Raw genomic sequence first — 22,031 nt, 5'->3', positions numbered from 1 at the left:
CGGCGGCCAAGGTAGGCGACGCAACCGAAGCGTCCGATACGCTCTTTCCGGCAGCCCGCTATGGGACAATCTGGTTAGTAACGGATTGTTTACACATGTTGCGCGGCGAGACTAGGATCGCCCAAGCGCCGCGCCGGGGGAGGAGAGGGCAGTGAACACCGATCCGCCGCCGAAGGAGCGCGGCTATCCGTTATATTTCGGGCTGGGCGGCGCATTGCTGCTCGGGGCCGGCTTCTGGGTGGCGATAATCGGCTTGATCCTGTTCCTGTCAAAATAGGATCGGCAAGCCAACGCATTGCTGTGTGATTTAAACAGGCCGGAGAGCGCGGAAAGCCGCCGCTGGTGACCCCTACGAGAATCGAACTCGTGTTTTCGCCGTGAGAGGGCGACGTCCTAACCGCTAGACGAAGGGGCCGTCCGGTGGAGCGGCGCATTTATGGAAGGGGGCGGCGGACGTCAAGCGCGATCGCTTCGCGTCCGCCGCTTTTCTCCCGTGACGCTGGTCGCCGACGCCACTCCTGTTCGGCTCAGGCAGCTACCTTCCGGCGCTCCGCCATTTCCGCGTTGAGCATTTCCGCCAGCAGGAACGCCAGCTCCAGGCTCTGGCCTGCATTCAGGCGCGGGTCGCAGTGAGTGTGGTAGCGGTCGGCCAGCGATTGCTCGGTCACGTCGACGGCGCCGCCGGTGCATTCGGTGACGTTCTGGCCCGTCATCTCGGCATGGATGCCGCCGGCGTGCGTGCCTTCGGCGCGGTGGACGGCGAAGAATCCGCGCACTTCGGCAAGAATACGGTCGAAAGGGCGGGTCTTGTAGCCGGTCACCGCCTTCACGGTGTTGCCGTGCATGGGGTCGCAGCTCCAGACCACCGGATGCCCTTCGCGAGTGACGGCACGGACGAGGCGCGGCAGTCCGGCCTCGATCTTGTCGTACCCGTATCGGGTGATGAGCGTCATGCGGCCGGGCACGCGGCCGGGGTTGAGCGTGTCCAGCATCCGCAACAGATCGTCCGGTTCCAGTGAGGGGCCGCACTTGATGCCGATCGGGTTGCCGATGCCGCGCAGGAACTCGACATGCGCCGACCCCTCGAACCGGGTGCGGTCGCCGATCCACAGGAAGTGGGCGGAAGTGTCATACCAGTCGCCGGTCAGCGAATCCTGCCGCGTCATCGCTTGCTCGAACGGTAGCAGCAGCGCCTCGTGGCTGGTGTAGAAATGCGTCTGCGCCAGTTGCGGCACCGTCTCCGGATCTATTCCGCAGGCGGCCATGAACTCCAGCGCCTCACCGATGCGGTCGGCGGTTTCGGTGTACTTCTTGGCCCACGGGCTGCGGCCCATGAAGTCGTGCGTCCAGCGATGCACCTGATGCAGATTCGCATATCCGCCCTGCGCAAAGGCGCGGAGCAGGTTGAGCGTCGCCGCGCCCTGAGCATAGGCGCGGATCAGGCGCTGCGGATCGGGAATGCGCGCTTCGGGCGTGAAGGCGATGTCGTTGATGTTGTCGCCGCGGTAACTGGGCAGCTCGACACCGTCGATCGTCTCGGTCGCGGTCGAGCGGGGCTTGGCGAACTGGCCCGCCATCCGGCCGACCTTCACCACCGGCAGCTTCGAGGCCCAGGTCAGCACGACCGCCATTTGCAGGATGACGCGGAATGTGTCGCGGATGTTGTTCGCGCTATGCTCGGCGAAGCTCTCCGCACAATCGCCGCCCTGAAGCAGGAAGCCGCGCCCGGCCGAAACCTCCGCCAGCTCCGCGGTCAGGCTGCGTGCCTCGCCGGCGAAGACGAGTGGTGGATAGGTGGCGAGCGTGTCGGTGGCGGACTTCAGCGCGGCGGCATCCGGATAGTCGGGCATCTGGCGCGCGTCGGCGGCGGTCCAGCTTTCGGGGGCCCAGTTGGCGGCCATAACGAGTCCTTGCACGATGACGATGTCACTCGCCCATGCGCCATCGGTGCCGCCTGCGCAAATCGTTTGGACCCTTTCCGCAGCCGCCCGAAAGCGTGGCTTGGCCGCGCGATAGTTAACCGAAGCTCAGCGGCGGATGACGCGGCCCGACACGATGCCCGACATCTCCAGCCGCGCGCCTGGCTCCAGGATGATATCGCCGCGAACCATGCCGCCGAGCCGTAACAATCTGCCCGACCGCACCGTGATGTCGCCGGCGACCATGCCGGCCATATCCGTGTCGTGCTCCACGACGAGCGGTTGCGCGATCATCCCCGATATCCTGTCCATGATCGCCAAACGCCCGGAAATAGCTTCCGTTTCCTCAATAGCCTGCGTCGAGATCGACGACGTTGCGCATCGGCCCGCCGGCCAGATAGGCGCGCAGATTGTCGCAGAACAGCGCCGCGCCGCGCTGGAACATCGTCGTCTGGCTGCGCCCGGACAGGTGCATCGTCACCAGCGTATTGGGCGTGGACCAGAGCGGATGATCCTTGGGCAGCGGTTCCGGGTCGGTCGGGTCGAGCATCGCGCCGGCGATCGATCCCTCGGTCAAGGCCGCGATCAGTGCATCCTGATCGATCATGTCGCCGCGCGCGATATTCACGATCCACGCACCCGGCTTCATCGCCGCCAGCTCCGCCTCGCCGATCAGGGCGCGCGTCGATCCGGTGGACGGCGCGGCGAGGACGATCCAGTCGTAGTCGCCGACCCGCGGCTTCCACGCGTCGGCGGCCAGCGTGCCGTCGCGACCCGAGCGGGTGACCCCCGTCACCTCCACCCCGAACGCCGCCAGCCGCGTGCCGATCAGCCGCCCGATCGTGCCGTAGCCGACGACCAGCGCCCGGCTGCCGTCCAGTTCCAGCTTGCCCGGCGCATCCCAGGGCCATTCGCGCGCGTCGTACAGCCGGACGACCGTATCGAAGCGTTTCGCCGCGGCCAGCACCATCATCACGGCATATTCCGCTACGGTGACCGCGTTGATGCCGCTGCCGTTCGTCACCGTCACGCCGCGCTCGCGCAGCATCGGCAGCGGAAATGCGTCGAGCCCGGCATAGATCGTCGACACCCAGCGCAGCGATGGACCGGCTGCCGCGAGCACTTCGGCGACGAGGTGGCTGGGTTGGAGGTCGACCCAGGCGATTTCGGCGTCCGCGATGCCGGCCTTCGCCTCTTCAACGGTGGCGAACCACGAGGTCGTCGCGCCGGCCGGCAGATGCGGCTCCAGCAGGGGGCGGGCAGGGGCGGGCAGGACCAGTTTCATCGACATGCGCGTGATCTTCACCTCCCCGAACCATGATTATCCGGCAGATCATTCGCCGGTTTCGGCCGTGCTGCCAAATGCAAACGCGCATTAACCATTCGGTAGCGACTCGGGGCTTACGACTTCCTTCATGATTGGCCGGTCGCGTTCGCCAGAGCGGGGGTTCGGCGATGGATCGCAGCCGGGAACGGGGAACGACGATGAACCAGTCTGAACGCAAGATGCTCGATTGCCTGAAGCGCGGTCGCGACCAGTACGGCGTCGTCGCCGTCAAGGCGGAGTTCGAGGCGGAGGGGACGCGCCCCGACGAACTGCTGCGCCTGCTGGAACTGGCCCGCCGCGCCGATGTCGACGTCGCGCTGAAGATCGGCGGGTGCGAGGCTGTCTCCGACCTGCTCGCGTCGCGGCTGTACGGCATCGACTACATCATCGCACCGATGGTCGAGACGCCCTATGCGTTGAGCAAGTTCGTCGAGGCGCGCACGAAGGTCTATGGCGACGGCGACGACACGCGCTTCCTGTTCAATCTCGAAACCGAAACGACGCTGCAAAACCTCGATGCGATGCTGCCTATCGCCAAGGCGAGCGGCACCGGCGTCGTGTTCGGCCGCGTCGACTTCACGCTGTCCCGCGGTATGGCCCGGACCGCGATCAACGATCGCTCGATCACCGATGCCGTCCTGATCGTCGCGCATGCCTGTCGCGAGCATGATCTGGAGCTGGTGGTCGGCGGATCGGTGTCCGCCGACGCAGTGCCGGCGCTGCGCGAGATCCAGGCGATCCGCCTCGACCGGTTCGAAACGCGGAAGGTCATCTTCGAGGGCGAAGCCGCGGCGCTGGCGTCGATCGAGGCCGGCATTGCCAATGCCGTCGAGTTCGAGCTGGAATGGCTCCGAAACAAGCGCGACCATTATCAGCGGATCGCGTCCGAGGATCAGGCGCGCATCGCGATGATGGAAAAGCGCGTGCGTGCCGATGCCCCCGCGGTTATGCCGTTCGTCCGGGCCGCCTGAGGCGACCGGACACCGACGCAGCGTGCCCGCATCGGCACAGCCGAAGGGGATCAGTCCTGATGCATGACCTTCATCAGCCGGTGGCGGCGTTGCTGGCGCGCGTCGGCGAAACCGTCGTCATGCCGCGATTCCGCAACCTCGCCGCCGATGAGATCGTCGAGAAGTCACGCGGCGAGCTCGTCACCGTCGCCGACCGCGAAGCCGAAGTCCGGCTGTTCGAGGGATTGGCGACGATCGATCCCGGCGTGCGCATCGTCGGCGAGGAGGCCTGCGCCGCCGATCCTTCGCTGATGAACGATCTCGGCCGCGGCCGCATCTGGATCATCGATCCAATCGACGGCACTGCCAACTTCGCCGCCGGTCGCGAGCCGTTCGGCATCATCGTCGCGCTGGTCGAGGATGGATCGACCGTTGCCGGCTGGCTGTACGATCCCGTCTCGGGCCGGGTCTGCCACGCGATCGCGGGTGGCGGCGCGTTCGTGGACGGCACACCGATCCGCGCGTCCAGCGACACGCGCGAACGCCGGGTGGCGACGTTGGCGACGCGCTTCATGACCGATGCCGCGAGCAACAAGGTGATCGCCCGCGCCGGGCCGGTGTACGATGTCCAGCCGATCCCGTTCTGCGCCGCCGAACATTATCCGAGGCTCGTCGACGGGACTTACGACATCGCGTTGTTCCAGCGCACGCTGCCTTGGGACCACGCCGCCGGCGCGCTGTTCCTGACGGAGGCGGGCGGACTCGTGACCCGCTGGGACGGAACGCCCTACCGGATCGACGACGGCAATATCGGGCTGGTGGCCGCATCGTCCGAGTTTGCGTGGCAGCAGGCGATGGACGTGCTGCGCCCCTACGAAACCGGCTTCGCGGAGACCGCATGACGATCGCTGTACTGGTAACCGGCGGCCGGGGGATGCTCGGCCGTGCGTTGGCGCTCGAGGCGGGACGCTTCCCAGCACTGACGGTACATGCGCCGGGCCGGGACGAGCTCGATGTCCGCGATCCCGCCGCGCTCGATCGCTGGGCCGACCGGATCGCGAGCGGCTGGATCATCCACTGCGCCGCGCGCGTCGATGTCGAGGGCTGCGCCCGCGATCCGGAGGCGGCGCGGGAGACAATCGTGACCGGCACTCGCAACGCCGTCGCGCTGGCGAAGCGAGTGGGCGCGCGGTTCGTGTATCCGCAATCCTTCCTGACGTACGACGGCGCGGCCAATCCCATCCCGGAGGACGAGCCGCCGCGTCCGCTGTCCTTCTACGGCGACCTGAAGCTGGAAGCGGAGCGGGAGGTCACGGCCGCTATCCCCGACGCGACGATCCTGCGCATGGCCGGCTTTTTCGGGGGCGAGGAGGCGGACAAGAACTTCGTCGGCCGCATCATCCCCGTCATGCGTGCGGCGATCGACAGGGGCGAGACGCGGTTCGAGGTGGGGGACCGTGTCTGGCAGCCGACCTGGACCAACGATCTCGCCTTCAACACGCTGGCGCTGGTCGCGGCGGGCGCATCGGGCAGCTACCAGATGGCGTGCCGCGGCGAGGCGACGTTCGCGCAGATCGCGGCGGAGATCGTCCGCGCGCTCGGCTGGTCGGACCGGCTGGAGGTCGTCACCGTCGCCGCCACGGCCGTATCGGGCAACGAGCTCGGCCGGCGCCCCGATCGCGCCGTGCTAAGCTGCACGCGGCTGGAGGCGGAGGGGCGCAATCTGCAACGCGACTGGCGCGCGACGCTGCACGCCTATCTGTCGCATCCGTTCTTCGATCGTTACCGGCTGGAGCCTGCCCGATGACCCGTCTTCTCGACCCGCTGGAGCGACCCGGCTTCATCACCTTGCGCAATCGCACGGTCATGTCGGCGATGAGCCGCAGCTTTGCGGGCGAGGGCCGTCACGCCACCGAAGCCATGCGCGACTACTACAAGCGCCGCGCGGATGGCGGCGTCGGCCTGATCCTGACCGAGGGGACGATCATCCACCGGAGCGGCGACGGCTGGAAGGACGCGCCCTATATCGCCACCGACGCGCATGCCGAAAGCTGGCGCAAGGTCGTCGATGGCGTGCATGAGGGCGGGGCGAAGATCGCCTGTCAGCTCTGGCATATGGGCAGGATCAGCCACGCGGACTTCACCGGCGACGCGCCGGTCAGCAGCACCGATCGCGCCGCGGAGGGCGTCAACCGGCAGAACGACAAGCCTTATGGCGTGCCCCGCGCGCTCGAGGCAGACGAGATGCCGACGGTCTACGGCTATTTCGCCGATGCCGCGCGTCGCGCGATCGATGTCGGGTTCGATGCGGTCGAACTGCATACTGGGCACGGCTATCTCGCCGACCAGTTCCTCGATGCGCGCGTCAACGATCGCACCGACCGCTATGGCGGCTCGGTCGAGAACCGCTGCCGCTTCATGCTGGAACTGGTGGAGGCGGTGCTCGCCGATGTACCTGCGGACAAGGTGATCGCGCGGATCAGCCCGTCGCGGACGATGGGCGGGCTCTACGAGTGGCCCGACATCGACGCCATGCTCGCCTATTTGCTGCCGGAACTGCGCAGGCTGGGCCTCGTCGCGCTGGACGTGAGCGGCGCGGGGTCGGTCTATGCCGATACGTCCGGCCCCGCGGTGCGCAAGATCAGGCCGCTATGGAAAGGCGTGCTGATCGGCGGTGCGTCGCTGTCGATCGAAGAGGCGGAGGCGGAGGTGGAGTCCGGACTGCTCGACGCCGTCACCTGGGGCCGGGCGTTCATCGCCAATCCCGACCTCGCGAGGAAGATCGCGGCGCGCGAGGCGTTCGTACCGTTCGACAATGCGATGCGAGACACCTTGGCGTGAACGTCGCGTTAACCATCTATTTCGCATAGGAGACGGCATCATCCGCATACCGGAGCCGTCATGACCCTGCCCGCCGCCAGCGATCTCGCCACCGATCCCGATACCTTGATGAAGATGGCGCAGGATTGCGACGAGCCGCAGCTCCGCGAGCTGATCCTCGATCTGGTCGGGCAATATGCACGGTCCTTCCACGCGCCGAAGCCGTTCGTCGCAGGCCAGAGCCCGGTGCCGGTGTCGGGTAAGGTCTACGGCGAGGCGGATATGCGGTCGCTGGTCGACAGCTCGCTCGATTTTTGGCTGACTACCGGTCGCTTCAACGACGAGTTCGAGCGCAAGCTGGCCGCTCGGCTCGGCGTGAAGCATGCGCTGACGACCAATTCCGGCTCGTCCGCGAACCTGCTGGCGCTGTCGACGCTGACTTCGCATTATTTGCGCGGCGAAGCACTGAAGCCGGGCGACGAGGTCATCACCGTCGCCACCGGTTTCCCGACGACGGTCAATCCGTCGCTGCAATATGGACTGGTGCCGGTGTTCGTCGATGTCGACATCCCGACCTACAATGTGAAGCCGGAGATGATCGAGGCGGCGGTGTCCGACAGGACGCGCGCGATCATGATCGCGCACACGCTCGGCAATCCGTTCGACATCGCCGAGGTGATGCGCGTGGCGGAAAAATACGGGCTGTTCGTGATCGAGGACACCTGCGACGCGCTGGGCGCGACGTATAACGGCCAGCATGTCGGCACGTTCGGCGACATCGGCACGCTGAGCTTCTATCCCGCCCACCACATCACGATGGGTGAGGGCGGGGCGGTGTTCACCAACAAGCCGCGGCTGAAGCGCGTCATCGAATCGATGCGCGATTGGGGACGCGACTGCTGGTGCGCGCCGGGCATGGACAATACCTGCGGCAAGCGGTTCGCGCGCAAGCTGGGCAGCCTGCCAACCGGCTACGACCACAAATACACGTACAGCCACGCCGGCTATAATCTGAAGATCACCGACATGCAGGCGGCGGTCGGGGTCGCGCAGCTCGATCGCGTGGACGAGTTCGTCGCCGCGCGCCGTCGCAACTTCGCCTTGCTGACGGAGGCTCTGAAGCCGCTGGAGGACGTGCTGATCCTGCCGGAGGCGACGCCGAACAGCGATCCGTCCTGGTTCGGCTATCCAATTACGATAAGGCCGGAATCGGGTCTGCTGCGCGATGAGCTGACCCAGTGGCTGGACGCCAATCGCATCGGCACGCGCCTGCTGTTCGGCGGCAATCTGTTGCGCCAGCCTTATATGCGCCACCGTGAGTACCGCGTCGTCGGGGAGCTGACCAACGCCGACCTCGTCACTCACCACACCTTCTGGATCGGCCTCTATCCCGGCCTGACCGAGGATCACATCGCGTTCCAGGTCGACATGATCCGCCGATTCGTCGCGGGTGCGCGGGTCGCGAGCGCGGCATGATCCGCGTCGCCGACTATATCGCCAACGCGCTGGCCGATTTCGGCATCACCGATGCCTTCGTCCTGACCGGCGGCGGCTCGATGCACCTGAACGACGCGTTCGGCCTGCATCCGGGGCTGCGCTGCCTGTTCCTGCATCACGAGCAGGCCTCCGCGATCGCGGCGGAAAGCTATGGCCGGTTGCTGGGGCGGCCGGCGCTGGTCAATGTCACGACCGGTCCCGGCGGCGTCAACGCGCTGAACGGCGTCTACGGCGCCTATGTCGATTCGATCCCGATGGTGGTCGTGTCCGGGCAGGTGAAGCGCGAGACCTACGCACCGTTCATCGACCCGCGCCTGCGTCAGTTGGGCGATCAGGAGGTTGACATCGTCCGCATGGCGGCCGGCATCACCAAATACGCCGTGGTGCTGGATCAGCCGACCGACGTCCGCAAGGTGGTGGAGAAGGCGCTGCACCTCGCCGTGCGCGGCCGGCCCGGCCCGGTGTGGATCGACATTCCCGGCGACGTGCAGGGCGCGCTGGTCGATCCCGACACGCTAAGGGGCTACGACCCCGCCGCCGACGATCACCACGGCGAGGCGACGAATACCGCCGCCGAGCAGGGGCTGCTGACCGGACACGCGCTTGACGCCGAAGTGTCGGCGATGCTGGACGAGCTGTACGCCGCCGAGCGGCCGGTGGTGCTCGCCGGTGCGGGCGTGCGGCTGTCGGGGCAACACGCGCCATTCCTTGAGTTCGTGGAGCGGATCGGTGTGCCCGTCGTCACCGGCTGGAACGCGCACGACACCGTGCCGGACGATCACCCGCTCTATGTCGGGCGGCCCGGATCGCTGGGCAATCGCGGTGGCAATTTCGCGGTTCAGACGGCGGATTACGTCCTGATCCTCGGATCGCGCCTCAACATCCGCCAGATCAGCTTCAACTGGCAGAGCTTCGCCCGCGATGCGAAGGTGGCGATGGTCGAGGTCGATGCGGCGGAGCTGGCCAAGCCGACGCTGTCGATCGATCGCCCGATCCACGCCGATCTGCGGGACTTCTTCGCCGCGGCCGCAACCGCGACGACGCCGGCCACCGACAATCATGCCGCCCGCGCCGCCTTCCTCGCGCGCAGCCGGGCGCGAACCGAGCGCTATCCCGTCGTGCTCGACGAGTACCGCACGCAGGAATCGCCGATCAACCCGTACGTCTTCGGCGAAGCATTGTTCGCCGAACTGGAGGAGGGCGACATCGTCGTCACCGGGGACGGCACGGCGTGCGTCACGATCTTCCAGGCGGCAGTGCTGAAGAAGGGGCAGCGCCTCTACACCAATTCCGGCTGCGCCTCGATGGGGTATGACCTGCCCGCTGCGATCGGCGCGTTCTACGCGTCGGGTGCGAAGCGGATCGTCTGTCTGGCCGGCGACGGCAGCATCATGATGAACCTTCAGGAATTGCAGACGATCGTCGGCGCGCAGATGCCGATCAAGATTTTCCTCCTGAACAACGACGGCTATCATTCTATCCGTCAGGCGCAGCAGAACTACTTCCCGACCAACATCGTCGGCTGCGGCCCCGACAGCGGCGTGACCTTCCCCAACTTCCAGCGGCTGTCGGGCGGTTTCGGCATTCCGGCATCCGGCGTCGACAACCACACCGACCTGCCCTCCGCGATACGCGCAGCGCTGGCCGGCGAGGGGCCGCATCTGTGCGAAGTCATGATCGACAAGCGTCAGGGCTTCGCGCCGCGCCTGTCCTCCCGCCGTCTGGACGACGGCACGATGGTCACGTCGCCGCTGGAGGACATGGCCCCATTCCTGCCGCGCGAGGAACTGGCGGAGATGATGGCGGTATGAGCGACTGGCGGGCGGGGGTGCGCGCCCGCCAGCGGCTGACGCCCGCCGCCGCCGATGCGCTCGCCGCCAGCGGTCGCCGCATCATCGTGACGGGGGCGGGCGGCTGGCTGGGGCTGGCGACGCTGGAATTGCTTCGGTTTGCGCTAGAAGGCGCCTTTGTCGACCACGTCCACGCGTTCGGTGCGTCGGCGCGCACGCTGACGCTCCGCGACGGCACGACGATCGATCAACGTCCGCTCGCCGAGATCACCGATTTGCTGCCCGCCCCCACGCTGGTTCTGCACCTCGCGTTCCTGACCAAGGATCGGGTCGCCGACATGGCCGCCGACCACTATAAAGCGGCGAACGAGGCGCTTAGCCGCTTGGTGCTCGAGGCGCTCGGACCGATCGGCGCGACGGGAGTGTTCGTCGCGTCGTCCGGCGCCGCGCGTTTCGCACACGATCCGGAAGCGGCGGCGGACATGCGCCTCTACGGTCGGCTCAAGTGCCGCGAAGAACGCGATTTCGCTGCCTGGGCGCGCGCGACTGGCGGCACGGCCGTAATTGCCCGCATCTTCAACGTCACGGGCCCGTACATTAACAAGCATCAGGCCTATGCTATGGCCGCGTTCATCCTCGATGCGCTCGCCGGTCGCCCGATCACCGTCCGCGCGCTGCACCGCGTCGTCCGCGGCTATGTCGCCATCCGAGAACTGATGTCGCTCGTCGTCCTGCTGCTGCTCGCGGAGCCGGGCGTTCACGCCTTCGACACCGGCGGCGAGCCGCTCGAACTGGCGGAGGTCGGCGCGGCTGTCGCGGAGGTGCTTGGCGGTGAAATCAAGCGCGCACCGATCGTGTCGGACCGGGTCGACCACTATAGCGGTGACCGCCGCGCGTACGAGGCGCTGTTGACCCGCCACGGCGTTCCGGCAGTGCCGCTCGGCGACCAGATCGCCGATACCGCGGAGGCGATGGTGCGCGAGTGGGAGCATGTCCGGTGACGCCGCCCCCGACCCTGATCGGTTCGCTTCGCCGAACACGCGCGCTGCGATCCACGATCTTGCGGCGGACCCTGTTCGGCGTGGCGCTGGCAATCTGTGCGATGCTGGCGTTCTATCCAGAGCGGCACCGCGCAGCGGTCACGTTGCTGGTCGCCGATCCCGCCGATCAGCCTGCGCACTCCTTCCCCGATACGCGCGATCGTCCCGCCGTGCAGGCGGTGCTGCGGATCGCCCGCAGCATCGAGGTCCGCCAACGCGTTCTGAGACGTCTTAGGCTGATCACACGACTGGACCTCGCGGACGAACTGACTGCGCAGCGCTGGCTGGACGACCATGTCGTCACTCGCACGATGCGTGGCGGCATCGTCCAGATCGAAGCGGCGCTGGGCGACGCCGCCTTCGCCCGGCAGATCGTCGCGGCCTATATCGCGGCGACGCAGCAGCGGCTTGGCGAGATCGCAGACGGCCAATTGCCCTTCGCGACCGTGCGCGTGCTCGAACCGGCGTTCGTCGACCCCGCACGGCAGTACAACACCGGCCCGGCGGCGATCGGCGTGCTGATCCTGCTCGTGGGGCTGGGCATCGAATTCTATGGCTGGCGACCGCCGGTTGGGAGGGAGCGACCGTGACGACCGATAGACCGGATATTTCCGTCGTCATCCCGTGCTACAACGAGGAAGACAACGCCGCGCAAATCGCCGCGGCGGTCGTCGCGGAGCTGCAACGGGCGCAGGCCAGTTTCGAAATCATCTTCATCGACAACGCCTCGACCGATCGCACGGTCGAGATCGTTCGCGGCCTGTGCGCGGCCGATCCGCGCGTCCGCCTGATCGTCAACACGCGCAATTTCGGGCAGATGCGCTCCCCGACGCACGGCATCTTCCAGGCGCGCGGCCGGGCCGTCGTCGGCATGTGCGCCGATTTTCAGGACCCACCGGAGTTGCTCGGCCGCTTCGTGGAGCGGTGGCGCGCCGGGTTCGATATCGTGCTGGGCGTGCGCGAGCAGGGGCAATCGACCTTCGTGTTCGGCTCGCTCCGCCGTGTCTTCTACTGGTTCGCGGGCAAGGTCGGCGAGTACCGGATTATCTCCGACGCGACCGGCTTCGGCCTTTACGACCGCAAGGTGGTGGACGCGATCGCATCGTTGCGCGAGCCGGAGCCGTTTTTCCGCGGGATGCTGGTAGAGACCGGCTATCCGGTCGACATCGTCCGATATCCGAGGCCGGGCCGGCTGCGGGGCGTGTCGAAGAACAACTTCCTGACGTTGCTCGACTTCGCGCTGTCGGGGCTGGCGAGTTCGTCCAAGAACCTGATCCGCCTGACCTTTCCGGTTGCGGCGCTGTGCGGGATGCTGGCGGCCATGTCGCTGGTCGCCGCGCCGATCGCGTGGCTGGTGGGCGGCGCGGGTGGTTGGTGGCTGGTCGCAGCGGTCGTCCAGTTTCAATTCGCGCTGTTGTTCGGATTCCTCGGGTTGATCGGCGATCAGGCGCGACTGGTGTCCGAGCGCACGCGCGGCACGCCGCTGGTGGTCGAGCGGGAGCGGGTCAACTTCCCGGCGGAGCCGCGGCTGTGATCGACCGCATGGGATGGGCGCGGCTGGCGCAGATCTGGCGCTATTATCAGGCGGGCACCCTGAATGCGGCGTTCGGTTTCGGGCTGTTCGCGCTGTTCGTGTGGCTCGGCCTGAACCTGTACATAGCGCAAATCGTGGCGCACGCGATCGGCGTGGCGTTCAATTACGTCACCTATTCGCGCCACGTCTTTCGAGCCGCCGGGCCGGCCAAACTGCGATTCGCGACCTCCTACATGGTCAATTACCTGATCAGCCTCGTCACGCTCGCGGGGGCGGACCGGCTGGTGCAGTCCGACTATCTGGCGGGGTTCCTTGCGCTCGTCCTGACCTCGTTCATCAACTACTTCGTCCTGAAACACTGGGTGTTCCGGGACGCCGCCGCCGGATGAAGCGGGCGCGGGTCAGGCCGATCGGTCACTGGCTGGAGCCGTTGCTGGCGATCGTCATCCTCGCGGGTCTGGCGCGAGCGATGATCCACGTGTGGACGCACGGCTATCTGCCGCAGCCCTACTTCCACGAAGCGGGCGAGGTGTGGATGGACTGGTTCAGCACCGCCGGCTGGGCGCGCGATCCGGGCACCTATGACAGCTGGGGCTCGGTCTACCCGCCGCTGACCTTCGTCCTGTTGAAGCTGATGGGGCTGCCCTTTTGCTACATGCAGGGCGGGGGCGGTGAGGGCGGCTATGCGGCGCGGGGCTGCGACTGGCTCGGCGCGGTCGCGATCCACGCGATCTTCGTGCTGAACGTCGTGCTGATCGCCCGGACCTTCGTCCGGATCGATCGCAGGACGGCGTGGCCGCGCGCCGTCGCCTTGTCCGCCGGGCTGCCGATGACGGCGGCGCTCGAACGCGGCAACCTCATCCTGCTGGCGTTCACCGGGCTGATCCTCGCCTATGGACCGTTGCTGAGGTCAGCGCGCTGGCGGTGGGTGGCAGTCGCGTGCGCGATCAACCTCAAGCCGTATTTGATCGCGACGCTTTTCCCGCAATTGCTGCGCCGCCGCTGGCGCTGGTTCGAGGGCGCGGTGTTCACCGTGGTGATCGTGTACCTCGTGAGCTTCGCGATGCTCGGCCGGGGGACGCCGTGGGAGATCGTGACGAACATCACCGGCTTCGCGGAGGGGCAGGCGGATGCGCTGCCGAACCTCTGGTACGCCTACACCTACGCATCGACGATGACGCTGTTGCAGGCCGGCGACCTGCCCGTCGCGTCGCTGATCGGGGCGGCGAACGTCGATGCGTTGCTCGTGGTGCTGCCGGCGCTGACCCTGGTCATTCAAGGCCTCATCGTCGCCGCCGCCGCGGCGGCATGGCTGCGGCCCGAAGCGGTGCCAATGTTCCGGCTGACGGCGCTCGGCCTGTGTTTCGCCTTGGTGACGAGCGAGGCCGGTGGCTACGCCGCGATGCTGCCGATCCTGTTCGTGTTCATGGAGCCGTGGCGTGGACCGGCACGCAAATGCGCGATCGTCGCCTGCTACCTGATCTGCATCCCGCTCGACTGGCCGCTTTATTCCATGCCGCCGCTTGTCCGCGAGACCTTCTTCGGCGGCCGGGTGCAACCGGTCGATTACGCCATCATGCTCGGACCCTTCGTTCGGCCGATGCTGAACTTGTCTATTCCCGTCGCGCTCGCCTGCCTGACGCTGCGAGAGGTGTGGGACGATATCCGCGGACAACGCTGGCGGTCGCGCCGGCGATTTCGGCACGACCTGCACATCCTGACGGGGGAGGGGCAGCCGGTCAGGCCGGCGTGACGCCGATTCCCGACCGCGCCGAATAGTCCGCCAGTTGCTCCAGCGTCACTGCACGCGCGTCCTCGCCGGCGGCGGTGCGCCGGTGCCAGTCGACGATCCATTCGAGCGACTCGCCCAACGGCAGCGCCGGCCGCCAGCCGAGCATCGCCCGCGCCTTCGAACAGTCGAGCCGCAGCAGTCCGGCTTCATGCGGGACGGCGCCGCCAAATGCGACCGGCGCGGCGGCGTCTCCGCCCCAGGCGGCGCGCATCCGATCCACGATCCACGACACCGGCCGGGTATCGTCGTCCGCCGGCCCGAAGTTCCACGCGTCCGCGAAGCCCGGCTCCTTCGCCAGCAGCCGCTCCGCAATCATCAGATAGCCGCCGAGCGCCTCCAGCACGTGCTGCCACGGCCGCACCGCGTCGGGCGCACGTATCGCCGGCGCGACCCCCATCTCGAACGCGCGGACCAGATCGGGTACCAGCCGGTCCGCCGCCCAGTCGCCACCGCCGATGACGTTGCCCGCGCGCACCGATGCCAGACCGATCCCGTCCCGCTCGAAGAACGACCGGCGATAGGCGGCGACGACCAGTTCCGCCGCACCCTTGCTGCTGCTGTACGGGTCGTGGCCGCCCATCGGATCGCTCTCGCGGTACGGCCACACCCACTCGCGGTTCTCGTAGCATTTGTCGGTCGTGATGCAGACGAACGCCGCGACGCTGCCGGCACGTCGCGCCGCCTCCAGCGTGTGGACGGTGCCCATCACGTTCGTGGCATAGGTTTCGACAGGCTCGTCGTAGGACAGCCGCACCAGCGGTTGCGCGGCGAGGTGGAAGACGACCTCCGGCCGCGCGTCCGCCATTGCCGCTTCCAGCGCCGGCAGGTCGCGGATGTCGCCCTCGACATGGCGCACGACTTCCCCGATCTGGGCGGCGTCGAACAGGCTTGGGGTGGTGGGCGGCGGCAGCGCGAAGCCGGTGACCTCCGCCCCCAATCGGTGCAACCATAGCGCCAGCCAGCTGCCCTTGAAGCCGGTGTGCCCCGTCACGAAGACGCGACGACCCGTCCAGTGCATCACCATCGTTTCCACGGTGGCCGGCCGCTGCTCCACAACTCTTCCAGATGCTGCTTGTCGCGCAGCGTATCCATCGGCTGCCAAAACCCGTCATGCCGGAACGCGACCAGTTCACCGCCCGCCGCCAGCGCGTTGAGCGGTTCCTGCTCCCACAAGGTGTCCGGCCCCGCGACCAGATCCAGCACGGACGGATCGGCGACGAAGAACCCGCCGTTGATGAGACCGCCGTCGCCAGCCGGCTTCTCGCGAAAGCTGGTGACGATATCGCCGTCGAACTCCAGCGCGCCGAACCGGCCCGGCGGCGCGACGGCGGTGATCGTCGCCCGTCGGCCATGGCTGCGGTGGAACGCCACCAGTTCCGCGACGTCGATGTCGGCCACGCCGTCGCCATAGGTGAAGCAGAACGGCTCGCCCTCGGTCAGGTACGACCGGATCGCCGCCAGCCGCCCGCCGGTCATCGTCGTCGCGCCGGTTTCGACCAGCGTGATCCGCCACGGCTCGCTGCGCGCGTGATGCACGTCGATCGCGTTCGTTTCGAGGTCGATCGTCACGTCGGCGGTATGCAGGAAGTAGTTCGCGAAGAACTCCTTGATGACATATCCCTTGTAGCCGAGGCAGATCACGAAGTCGTTGATCCCGCCCGCCGCGTAGATCTTCATGATGTGCCACAGGATCGGCATCCCGCCGATCTCGACCATCGGCTTGGGGCGGACCGACGTTTCTTCGCCGATCCTGCTGCCGAGCCCGCCGGCCAGGATTACCGCCCTCACAGTGCCTCCCTCGTTGACGCGGCCGGGTGTAGGCGCGGGGGAGGGTGTGTCAATCGCGCCGACGCTTCCCGTTACGTCAGGGGACGGCTATCGCGGCGGCGATGATCGCGCTCCTCCTGCTTGCCCTTCAGGCTCCCGACCTGGAGACGTTGCGTGCCGCCGACCTGCGCCTCGCCACGATCGGCCACCGGCTCTCGGTCGCCAACGTCGGCTTGTGCGACCGGCGAGCGCCCGCGCCGGGGCTGGTGATCCACACACTGGACCAGTATCCCGCCGAGGAGCAGCCCGCCGCGCGTGCCACCTTCCGCTTCGCTGCCCCCGTATCGGTGGAGGCGGTCGTACCCGGCAGCGCCGCCGCCACCGCCGGCGTGCGCGCCAACGACGGCCTCGTCGCGATCGACGGTGCGCCCGTGCCGAAGTCCGCGACACCACCCACCTCCGCCACGCGGGAGGCGACGCTGAAGGTGCTGGCCGCGCGCCCCGCCGACCGGCCGCTGGCGCTGACACTCGCGGATCGCAGCGTCACCATTCCCGCCAGCCCGGGCTGCCGCACCGATTTCGAGCTGATACTTGGGCCGAAGATGACGGCCGAGGCAGACGGGACGACGGTGCGGATCGGCGTCCGCTTCCTTGAACGCTACACCGATGCGGAGGTCGCCGCCGTCGTCGCTCACGAACTGTCGCACAACGTCCTCCACCACCGCGACCGGCTGGAAGCGGCCGGCGTCAAATGGGGTGCGCTGTCGGAGTTCGGGCGCAATGGCCGGCTGTTCCGGCGGACCGAGGACGAAGCGGACCAGCTGTCCGTCGCGCTCCTCCACAATGCCGGGTACGATCCGCGCAACGCCGCGCGCTTCTGGCGAGAGCATGGCGGCGATGTCGATGGCGGCCTTTTCCGCAGCCGCACGCACGCGTCGAGCAAGGATCGGGCCGCCGCGATCGACGCCGAGGCTGCACGCATCCCGAAGGATGCCGGACGCAACTGGACGCCGCCCCTGCTGGCGACGCGCGACCAGCCCCTAAACTAGGGGCCGCCAGTCCCAGCCGATCGGGTCGCCGTCCATCACCTCGACACCCACCGCCGCCAGTTCGTCCCGGATCGCGTCGGACCGGGCGAAGTCCTTCGCCGCGCGCGCTTCGCGCCGCTCCACCAGCTTCGCCTCGATCCCGTCCGCATCGATCGTCGCGTCCGCCGGCCGCGTGCGCAGATCGGCGCGCGTCAGGGTCGCCAGCCCGAGGCCCAGCACGGCGTCGAACTCGGCCAGCGCCGCCAGCCGATCGCCTGCCGAAACCTTCTTGTCGGCCAGCAACTCGTCCAGCGCGATCAGCGCGCGCGGCGTCGACAGGTCGTCCGACACCGCCACATCGAGCCGCTCGACATAGACCGCTGCCGATCCGGCGGAGGGTGCCGCCGGTCGCGCCCGCAAAGCCTCGACGCTCTGGACGAGCCGCTTCAGCCGGGTCTGCGCCGCGGCCAGCCCCTCCCACGAGAACTCCATCTCCGACCGGTAATGCGCCTGGAGGCACATCAGCCGGTACGACAGCGGGTGGAAGCCGCGATCGACCAGTGATTGCAGCCGTTTGAATCCGCCGGCCGACTTGGACATCTTGCCCGCCCGCTCGACCAGGAAGTTGTTGTGCATCCAGAAATTCGCGCCGGTGTCGGCGGTGCCGCTCATCGCCTGGTTCTGCGCGATCTCGTTGGGGTGGTGGATCTCGCGGTGGTCGATGCCGCCGGTGTGAATGTCGAATTTCGGTCCGAGATACTGGCGGCTCATCACCGAACATTCGAGGTGCCAGCCCGGCGCGCCGCGACCCCAGGGCGAGTCCCACTCCATCTGCCGGTTCTCGCCCGGCGTGGACGTGCGCCAGATCGCGAAGTCCGCCGCGTTGCGCTTGCCGGCGACCGGATCGATCCGGCTCTCGCCCTCGTCATGGACCTGCCGCGCGAGGCTGCCGTAATCCGGCACGCTCGCGGTATCAAAATACAGGCCGTCGGGCAGGCGGTAGCAGTGCTTCGCCTCGATCGCCGAGCCCCAGTCGATCATGCCTGCGACATGATCCGTCGCCAGCGGAAACCGAGACGGGTCGACGATATTGAGGTCCCGCAAATTCTGCTTGAATGTCGCCGTGTAATGCGCGGCGATCGCCCAGATGTCCTGCCCCGCCGCCTTCGCCGCAGCCTCCATCTTGTCGTCGCCGGCATCGGCGTCGGAGGTCAGATGCCCGACATCGGTGATGTTGATGATGTGGGTGAGCGGCCACCCCTTCCACCGCAAGACGCGCCCCAGCGTGTCGGTGAAGACATAGGCGCGCAGATTGCCGATATGCGCGTAGTTGTAGACGGTCGGCCCGCACGAATAGACGCGGACATCAGTGGGATCGATCGGCACGAACGTTTCGATCGCACGCGACAGGCTGTTGTACAGGACAAGGGGGACGCCGTTCATGCCGCCGTCCTTAGCGGCGGATCGGGGCCCCGGCCAAGGGGGAGTCCACGGCCGGGGCGGTGCGGCTATAGGAGAAGCGCCGTACATGGCAGCAGGCACAGCCGCGGCACGGCGTGCATGGGGGCGGTTCGAGTTGCTTTTTTGGAACGGCGCTGCTAAGCGCCGCCGTCACACGGCGCGAACCAAGGTTCGCGGCCGCTTTATTCGTTGGAGCTTATTGGTTTTATGCAGATCATCGTTCGCGATAACAATGTCGACCAGGCCCTGCGCGCGCTCAAGAAGAAGCTGCAGCGCGAGGGCGTGTATCGCGAGATGAAGCTGCGCCGTCATTACGAGAAGCCGTCGGAGAAGCGTGCACGCGAGCGTGCCGCGGCCGTCCGTCGTGCGCGCAAGATGGATCGCAAGCGCGCCGAGCGCGACGGCGCCCGGTAAAAGCGCTTCGGGCGAAGTGGAGAAGCCCCTCGCAGGGCCTCCACTTCCTCCACTTCGAGACTGATTATCGGTGACGGCGCCGACCAGGGTGCCCCCAACTCCAGGTGTTTTCATGTCGACCGTCACCGCTGTTCCCCTCCGTCCCGTCAAGCGTAGCTATCTGATCTATCTGTGGATCGGGCTTGCGCTGGCCCTGGTCAGCGCCTTCGCACTGGCGCGTCAGGGCGATGACGTGATGACCCGCAATGCGCGCGCAAGGGGCGTGGTCACGACCACCTCCGGTCTTCAGTACAAGGTGTTGAAGCCCGGCGCCGGTGCCAAGCCCACCGACACCGATGTCGCGCTCATCAATTACGAGGGCAAGCTGCTCGACGGCTCCACCTTCGACAAGTCGCAGCAGCCCACGCCGATGCCCGTGTCCGGCGTCGTCCCCGGCTTCTCCGAAGCGCTGAAGCTGATGCCCAAGGGCGCGAAGTATCGCGTGTGGCTCCCTGCGGCGCTCGGCTATGGCGACAAGTCGCCGAGCCCTGCGATCCCCGCGAACTCGACGCTGGTCTTCGACATCGAACTGCTCGACTTCCTGCCGCAGGAAGTGATCCAGCGCATGCAGCAGCAACAGATGATGATGGGCGGCGGCGCGCCCGGCGGCCCCGCCGGCCCGGGCGGTATGCCCCCCGGAGTCCAGCCGCAGCGCTGATGGTGAGGCGCCTCACCGCGAGTATGCAAGGGCTGGTTTAAGCGCTTGCCGCGGTTTCGCCGGGCGTGGTGCCATCAGCGCTCACGTTCGCTCTGGAACTGGCTACTCCGCGCCTAGCCAAGCCGTGCGGAAGGCGCGTTGCTTGTCCGTGATGGGTTTGCCGACCGCCTCGCTGCGGACAAGCTGCTTCGTGGGATCGGTGCCGGGGGTGAGCGTGGCGGCGCGTTCCTTGCCGCGCTGGATGTAGCGGATATCCACCGGCGTGCCGGGTTTCAGCCGGCCGAGGGCAGACTGCCAGTCCTGTGCGCTCGTTACTGTCGTGCGGCCTAGCGCGATGATGCGGTCGCCGCGCTCCACACCGGCCGCGTAGAGTGCGGTTCCCGCCGCCGGCGACTGACTGAGCGTCACGGCGGGGCCATCGGCGGTCACGTCGGCCGCGCCGACCCATGCGCCACCGGGATTGGCGGCTTGCCACGTCAGTCCGGCTTGTGCGAGCAGGGCGGCGAGATCTGGCAGGTCGCTACCCTCGACCGATTTCGCGAAGAAGCGATCGGCGAACGCTTGGTCGTCCGTCAGCGTCGCCAGCGCGGTGCGCAGATCGGCGATCGTGTAGGGCTTTTCGGGCGCGCCATGCTGCTTCCACAGCAGGCGCATATAGGTGTCGAGGGACTGACCGGGGTACCTGCCACGTAGTTCCAGATCGAGAGCGGCGGCGAGGGTTGCGCCATAGATGTAATAGGACACGAAGATGTTCGGATTGACCGCATCGATCGCCTTCGCCGCATCGACGAAAGGCGCGCGCAGGCTCATCTCCTTCGGTCCGCCGTGTGCGCGGGCGGGGCTGTTGAGGACGGCATTGAGCGTACCGCCGAGGGTTGCCAGATAGGCGTCGAACGACATCTCCCCCGCGCGGCGGATCGCGAGCGGCCCGTAATATTGCGTGAAGCCCTCCGCGACCCACAGGGACGGTGTCGGGTTGGCGCGGGTGAAGTCGAACGGCTCCAGTTCGGCGGGGCGGATGCGCTCGACATTCCAGGAGTGGAAGAACTCGTGGCTGAGCGTGTTCAACTGCGCGTCGTTGGCGGCGTAAAGCGAGCGCTTGTCGGATATGATCGTCGAGTTGCGGTGCTCCATCCCGTCGCCGGTGATGTAGGGCAGGTAGTCGGCGATGAATGTGTAGGTGCCGAAGTCGTAGGCGGGCGGCGCGCCGAACGTCGCGATCTGGGCATGCACGACCTTCTTCGCCTTCGCGGCGAGCCGGTCGACATCGGCGTCGGTGCCGTCGTGGTGCACGGCGAGACGATAGGTGCGACCAGCGTCCTGCCACTCGCGAAGAGTGAAATTGCTGAGTTCGGTCGGGCTATCCATGAAATACTGGAGATTGGGCGCCCAGAAGGTGGTTGCTTGGCCAGTTGCGGCCGGGAGCTGCGTCGCAACTTTCCAGTTTGGGTCGGCGGGGCGGAAGCGGACGCGGATCGGTTGCGCATCGTAGCCGGTCGCCCACAGGAAGGTCGCCGGCATATTCAGGTGCGCGTGCGTCGTGTCAATCTGCGCATAGGTGCCGTCGCCGTGATCGCCGTAGAGGGTGTAGGTAATCGTGACAGTGCCGTCGTGTCCGGAAACGCTCCAGCCATAAGGGTCGGTGCGGGTCAGCGTCAGCGCGCGGCCGGTGCCGTCGACGGCGGTCACGTCGTAGACGTTCTTGGCGAATTCATGGATCGCGTAGCGGCCGGGGGAGGAGCGTGCCATCTCCACGCGCAGGGGGCCTGTGGGCACGTTGCGCCACGTCGCGGTGATCCGCGCCTCGTGATGGACGGCGTTGGGGAAGGCGACGTCGTACTGGACGGGCGCGGCGGGGCCGGGATCGCGCGCGGTCACCGGGGAGGCGACCTGCGCAGTGGCGGGCGTGGCGATGATGGCGGCGGCGAGCAGGAGCCGGGAAGTGGTCGACATTGATCCCCCTTGTTTCGCCTCGGTCTAGCGACTGCGGCGACG

General features: G+C 67.3%; 22 protein-coding genes and 1 tRNA gene. 15 read left to right on the top strand and 8 right to left on the bottom strand.

Annotated features, from left to right (window positions below; all coding sequences use genetic code 11):
• Positions 1-151 precede the first annotated feature (151 nt).
• A complete protein-coding gene (locus AC0CH8_RS05020) occupies positions 152-277 on the top strand; it encodes a hypothetical protein (protein WP_275431403.1) in 126 nt (41 codons plus the stop codon).
• Between the two features lie 63 nt (positions 278-340).
• On the opposite strand, the gene AC0CH8_RS05015 is transcribed toward AC0CH8_RS05020, so the two are convergent.
• The 4 genes from AC0CH8_RS05015 to AC0CH8_RS05000 all read right to left on the bottom strand — a co-directional run bounded on the left by AC0CH8_RS05015 (position 341) and on the right by AC0CH8_RS05000 (position 3,204).
• Positions 341-415, bottom strand: a tRNA-Glu gene (locus AC0CH8_RS05015).
• A gap of 112 nt (positions 416-527) precedes the next feature.
• Complete coding sequence (locus AC0CH8_RS05010; protein ID WP_465238954.1) at positions 528-1,901, bottom strand: class II 3-deoxy-7-phosphoheptulonate synthase; 1,374 nt, start codon at positions 1,899-1,901, stop codon at positions 528-530.
• A gap of 126 nt (positions 1,902-2,027) precedes the next feature.
• A complete protein-coding gene (locus AC0CH8_RS05005; protein ID WP_204194316.1) occupies positions 2,028-2,213 on the bottom strand; it encodes a hypothetical protein in 186 nt (61 codons plus the stop codon).
• Positions 2,214-2,265: 52 nt separating this feature from the next.
• Positions 2,266-3,204: a D-2-hydroxyacid dehydrogenase gene (locus AC0CH8_RS05000; protein ID WP_465239155.1), complete on the bottom strand. Its 939-nt coding sequence runs from the start codon at positions 3,202-3,204 to the stop codon at positions 2,266-2,268.
• A gap of 200 nt (positions 3,205-3,404) precedes the next feature.
• On the opposite strand from AC0CH8_RS05000, the gene AC0CH8_RS04995 reads away from it, so the two are divergent.
• The 11 genes from AC0CH8_RS04995 to AC0CH8_RS04945 are packed head-to-tail and all read left to right on the top strand — an operon-like array spanning position 3,405 to position 14,630.
• Complete coding sequence (locus AC0CH8_RS04995) at positions 3,405-4,217, top strand: aldolase/citrate lyase family protein (RefSeq protein ID WP_465238953.1); 813 nt, start codon at positions 3,405-3,407, stop codon at positions 4,215-4,217.
• A 56-nt stretch (positions 4,218-4,273) separates the two neighbouring features.
• Positions 4,274-5,098, top strand: coding sequence for an inositol monophosphatase family protein (locus AC0CH8_RS04990; RefSeq protein ID WP_465239154.1), 825 nt, complete (start codon positions 4,274-4,276; stop codon positions 5,096-5,098).
• Positions 5,095-6,003 (top strand): SDR family oxidoreductase, encoded by a 909-nt coding sequence (locus AC0CH8_RS04985; protein WP_465238952.1) that lies wholly within the window; start codon positions 5,095-5,097, stop codon positions 6,001-6,003. The genes AC0CH8_RS04990 and AC0CH8_RS04985 overlap by 4 nt, the downstream gene beginning before the upstream one ends.
• Positions 6,000-7,037 carry an oxidoreductase gene (locus AC0CH8_RS04980; protein WP_465238951.1) on the top strand — a complete coding sequence of 346 codons (1,038 nt, stop codon included), beginning with the start codon at positions 6,000-6,002 and terminating at the stop codon, positions 7,035-7,037. The genes AC0CH8_RS04985 and AC0CH8_RS04980 overlap by 4 nt, the downstream gene beginning before the upstream one ends.
• Positions 7,038-7,097: 60 nt before the next feature.
• Positions 7,098-8,492: a lipopolysaccharide biosynthesis protein RfbH gene (rfbH, locus tag AC0CH8_RS04975; protein ID WP_465238950.1), complete on the top strand. Its 1,395-nt coding sequence runs from the start codon at positions 7,098-7,100 to the stop codon at positions 8,490-8,492.
• Positions 8,489-10,324 carry a thiamine pyrophosphate-binding protein gene (locus AC0CH8_RS04970; protein ID WP_465238949.1) on the top strand — a complete coding sequence of 612 codons (1,836 nt, stop codon included), beginning with the start codon at positions 8,489-8,491 and terminating at the stop codon, positions 10,322-10,324. The genes rfbH and AC0CH8_RS04970 overlap by 4 nt, the downstream gene beginning before the upstream one ends.
• Complete coding sequence (locus tag AC0CH8_RS04965; RefSeq protein WP_465238948.1) at positions 10,321-11,304, top strand: NAD-dependent epimerase/dehydratase family protein; 984 nt, start codon at positions 10,321-10,323, stop codon at positions 11,302-11,304. The genes AC0CH8_RS04970 and AC0CH8_RS04965 overlap by 4 nt, the downstream gene beginning before the upstream one ends.
• Positions 11,305-11,363: 59 nt before the next feature.
• Positions 11,364-11,933 carry a hypothetical protein gene (locus AC0CH8_RS04960; protein WP_465238947.1) on the top strand — a complete coding sequence of 190 codons (570 nt, stop codon included), beginning with the start codon at positions 11,364-11,366 and terminating at the stop codon, positions 11,931-11,933.
• Entirely contained in the window at positions 11,930-12,877 is a 948-nt protein-coding gene (locus AC0CH8_RS04955) for a glycosyltransferase family 2 protein (RefSeq protein ID WP_465238946.1), read from the top strand. The genes AC0CH8_RS04960 and AC0CH8_RS04955 overlap by 4 nt, the downstream gene beginning before the upstream one ends.
• Positions 12,874-13,266 carry a GtrA family protein gene (locus tag AC0CH8_RS04950; RefSeq protein WP_465238945.1) on the top strand — a complete coding sequence of 131 codons (393 nt, stop codon included), beginning with the start codon at positions 12,874-12,876 and terminating at the stop codon, positions 13,264-13,266. Before AC0CH8_RS04955 ends, AC0CH8_RS04950 begins: the two co-directional genes overlap by 4 nt.
• Positions 13,263-14,630, top strand: coding sequence for a glycosyltransferase family 87 protein (locus AC0CH8_RS04945; RefSeq protein WP_465238944.1), 1,368 nt, complete (start codon positions 13,263-13,265; stop codon positions 14,628-14,630). Before AC0CH8_RS04950 ends, AC0CH8_RS04945 begins: the two co-directional genes overlap by 4 nt.
• Here the strand turns inward: AC0CH8_RS04945 and rfbG are convergent.
• Both rfbG and rfbF read right to left on the bottom strand, forming a co-directional pair.
• Complete coding sequence (gene rfbG / locus AC0CH8_RS04940) at positions 14,617-15,693, bottom strand: CDP-glucose 4,6-dehydratase (RefSeq protein WP_465238943.1); 1,077 nt, start codon at positions 15,691-15,693, stop codon at positions 14,617-14,619. The two genes, AC0CH8_RS04945 and rfbG, sit on opposite strands and share 14 nt — an antisense overlap.
• Positions 15,687-16,457 (bottom strand): glucose-1-phosphate cytidylyltransferase, encoded by a 771-nt coding sequence (gene rfbF, locus AC0CH8_RS04935; RefSeq protein ID WP_465238942.1) that lies wholly within the window; start codon positions 16,455-16,457, stop codon positions 15,687-15,689. The genes rfbG and rfbF overlap by 7 nt, the downstream gene beginning before the upstream one ends.
• A gap of 101 nt (positions 16,458-16,558) precedes the next feature.
• Between rfbF and AC0CH8_RS04930 the strand changes: the two genes are divergently transcribed.
• Positions 16,559-17,485, top strand: coding sequence for a M48 family metallopeptidase (locus AC0CH8_RS04930; RefSeq protein ID WP_465238941.1), 927 nt, complete (start codon positions 16,559-16,561; stop codon positions 17,483-17,485).
• On the opposite strand, the gene cysS is transcribed toward AC0CH8_RS04930, so the two are convergent.
• Complete coding sequence (gene cysS, locus AC0CH8_RS04925) at positions 17,477-18,907, bottom strand: cysteine--tRNA ligase (RefSeq protein ID WP_465238940.1); 1,431 nt, start codon at positions 18,905-18,907, stop codon at positions 17,477-17,479. The two genes, AC0CH8_RS04930 and cysS, sit on opposite strands and share 9 nt — an antisense overlap.
• Before the next feature lie 225 nt (positions 18,908-19,132).
• On the opposite strand from cysS, the gene rpsU reads away from it, so the two are divergent.
• Both rpsU and AC0CH8_RS04915 read left to right on the top strand, forming a co-directional pair.
• Positions 19,133-19,339: a 30S ribosomal protein S21 gene (gene rpsU, locus AC0CH8_RS04920; RefSeq protein ID WP_088331195.1), complete on the top strand. Its 207-nt coding sequence runs from the start codon at positions 19,133-19,135 to the stop codon at positions 19,337-19,339.
• 112 nt (positions 19,340-19,451) lie between these two features.
• Positions 19,452-20,036, top strand: a complete 585-nt coding sequence (locus AC0CH8_RS04915; protein ID WP_465238939.1) for an FKBP-type peptidyl-prolyl cis-trans isomerase — start codon at positions 19,452-19,454, stop codon at positions 20,034-20,036.
• Positions 20,037-20,138: 102 nt separating this feature from the next.
• Here AC0CH8_RS04915 and AC0CH8_RS04910 read toward each other — a convergent pair whose 3' ends face one another.
• Positions 20,139-21,989, bottom strand: a complete 1,851-nt coding sequence (locus AC0CH8_RS04910; RefSeq protein ID WP_465238938.1) for a M61 family metallopeptidase — start codon at positions 21,987-21,989, stop codon at positions 20,139-20,141.
• Positions 21,990-22,031: the final 42 nt, after the last annotated feature.

Source organism: Sphingomonas sp. AC435 (genome assembly GCF_979253005.1).
This window is presented reverse-complemented; position numbering and strand designations above follow the sequence as displayed.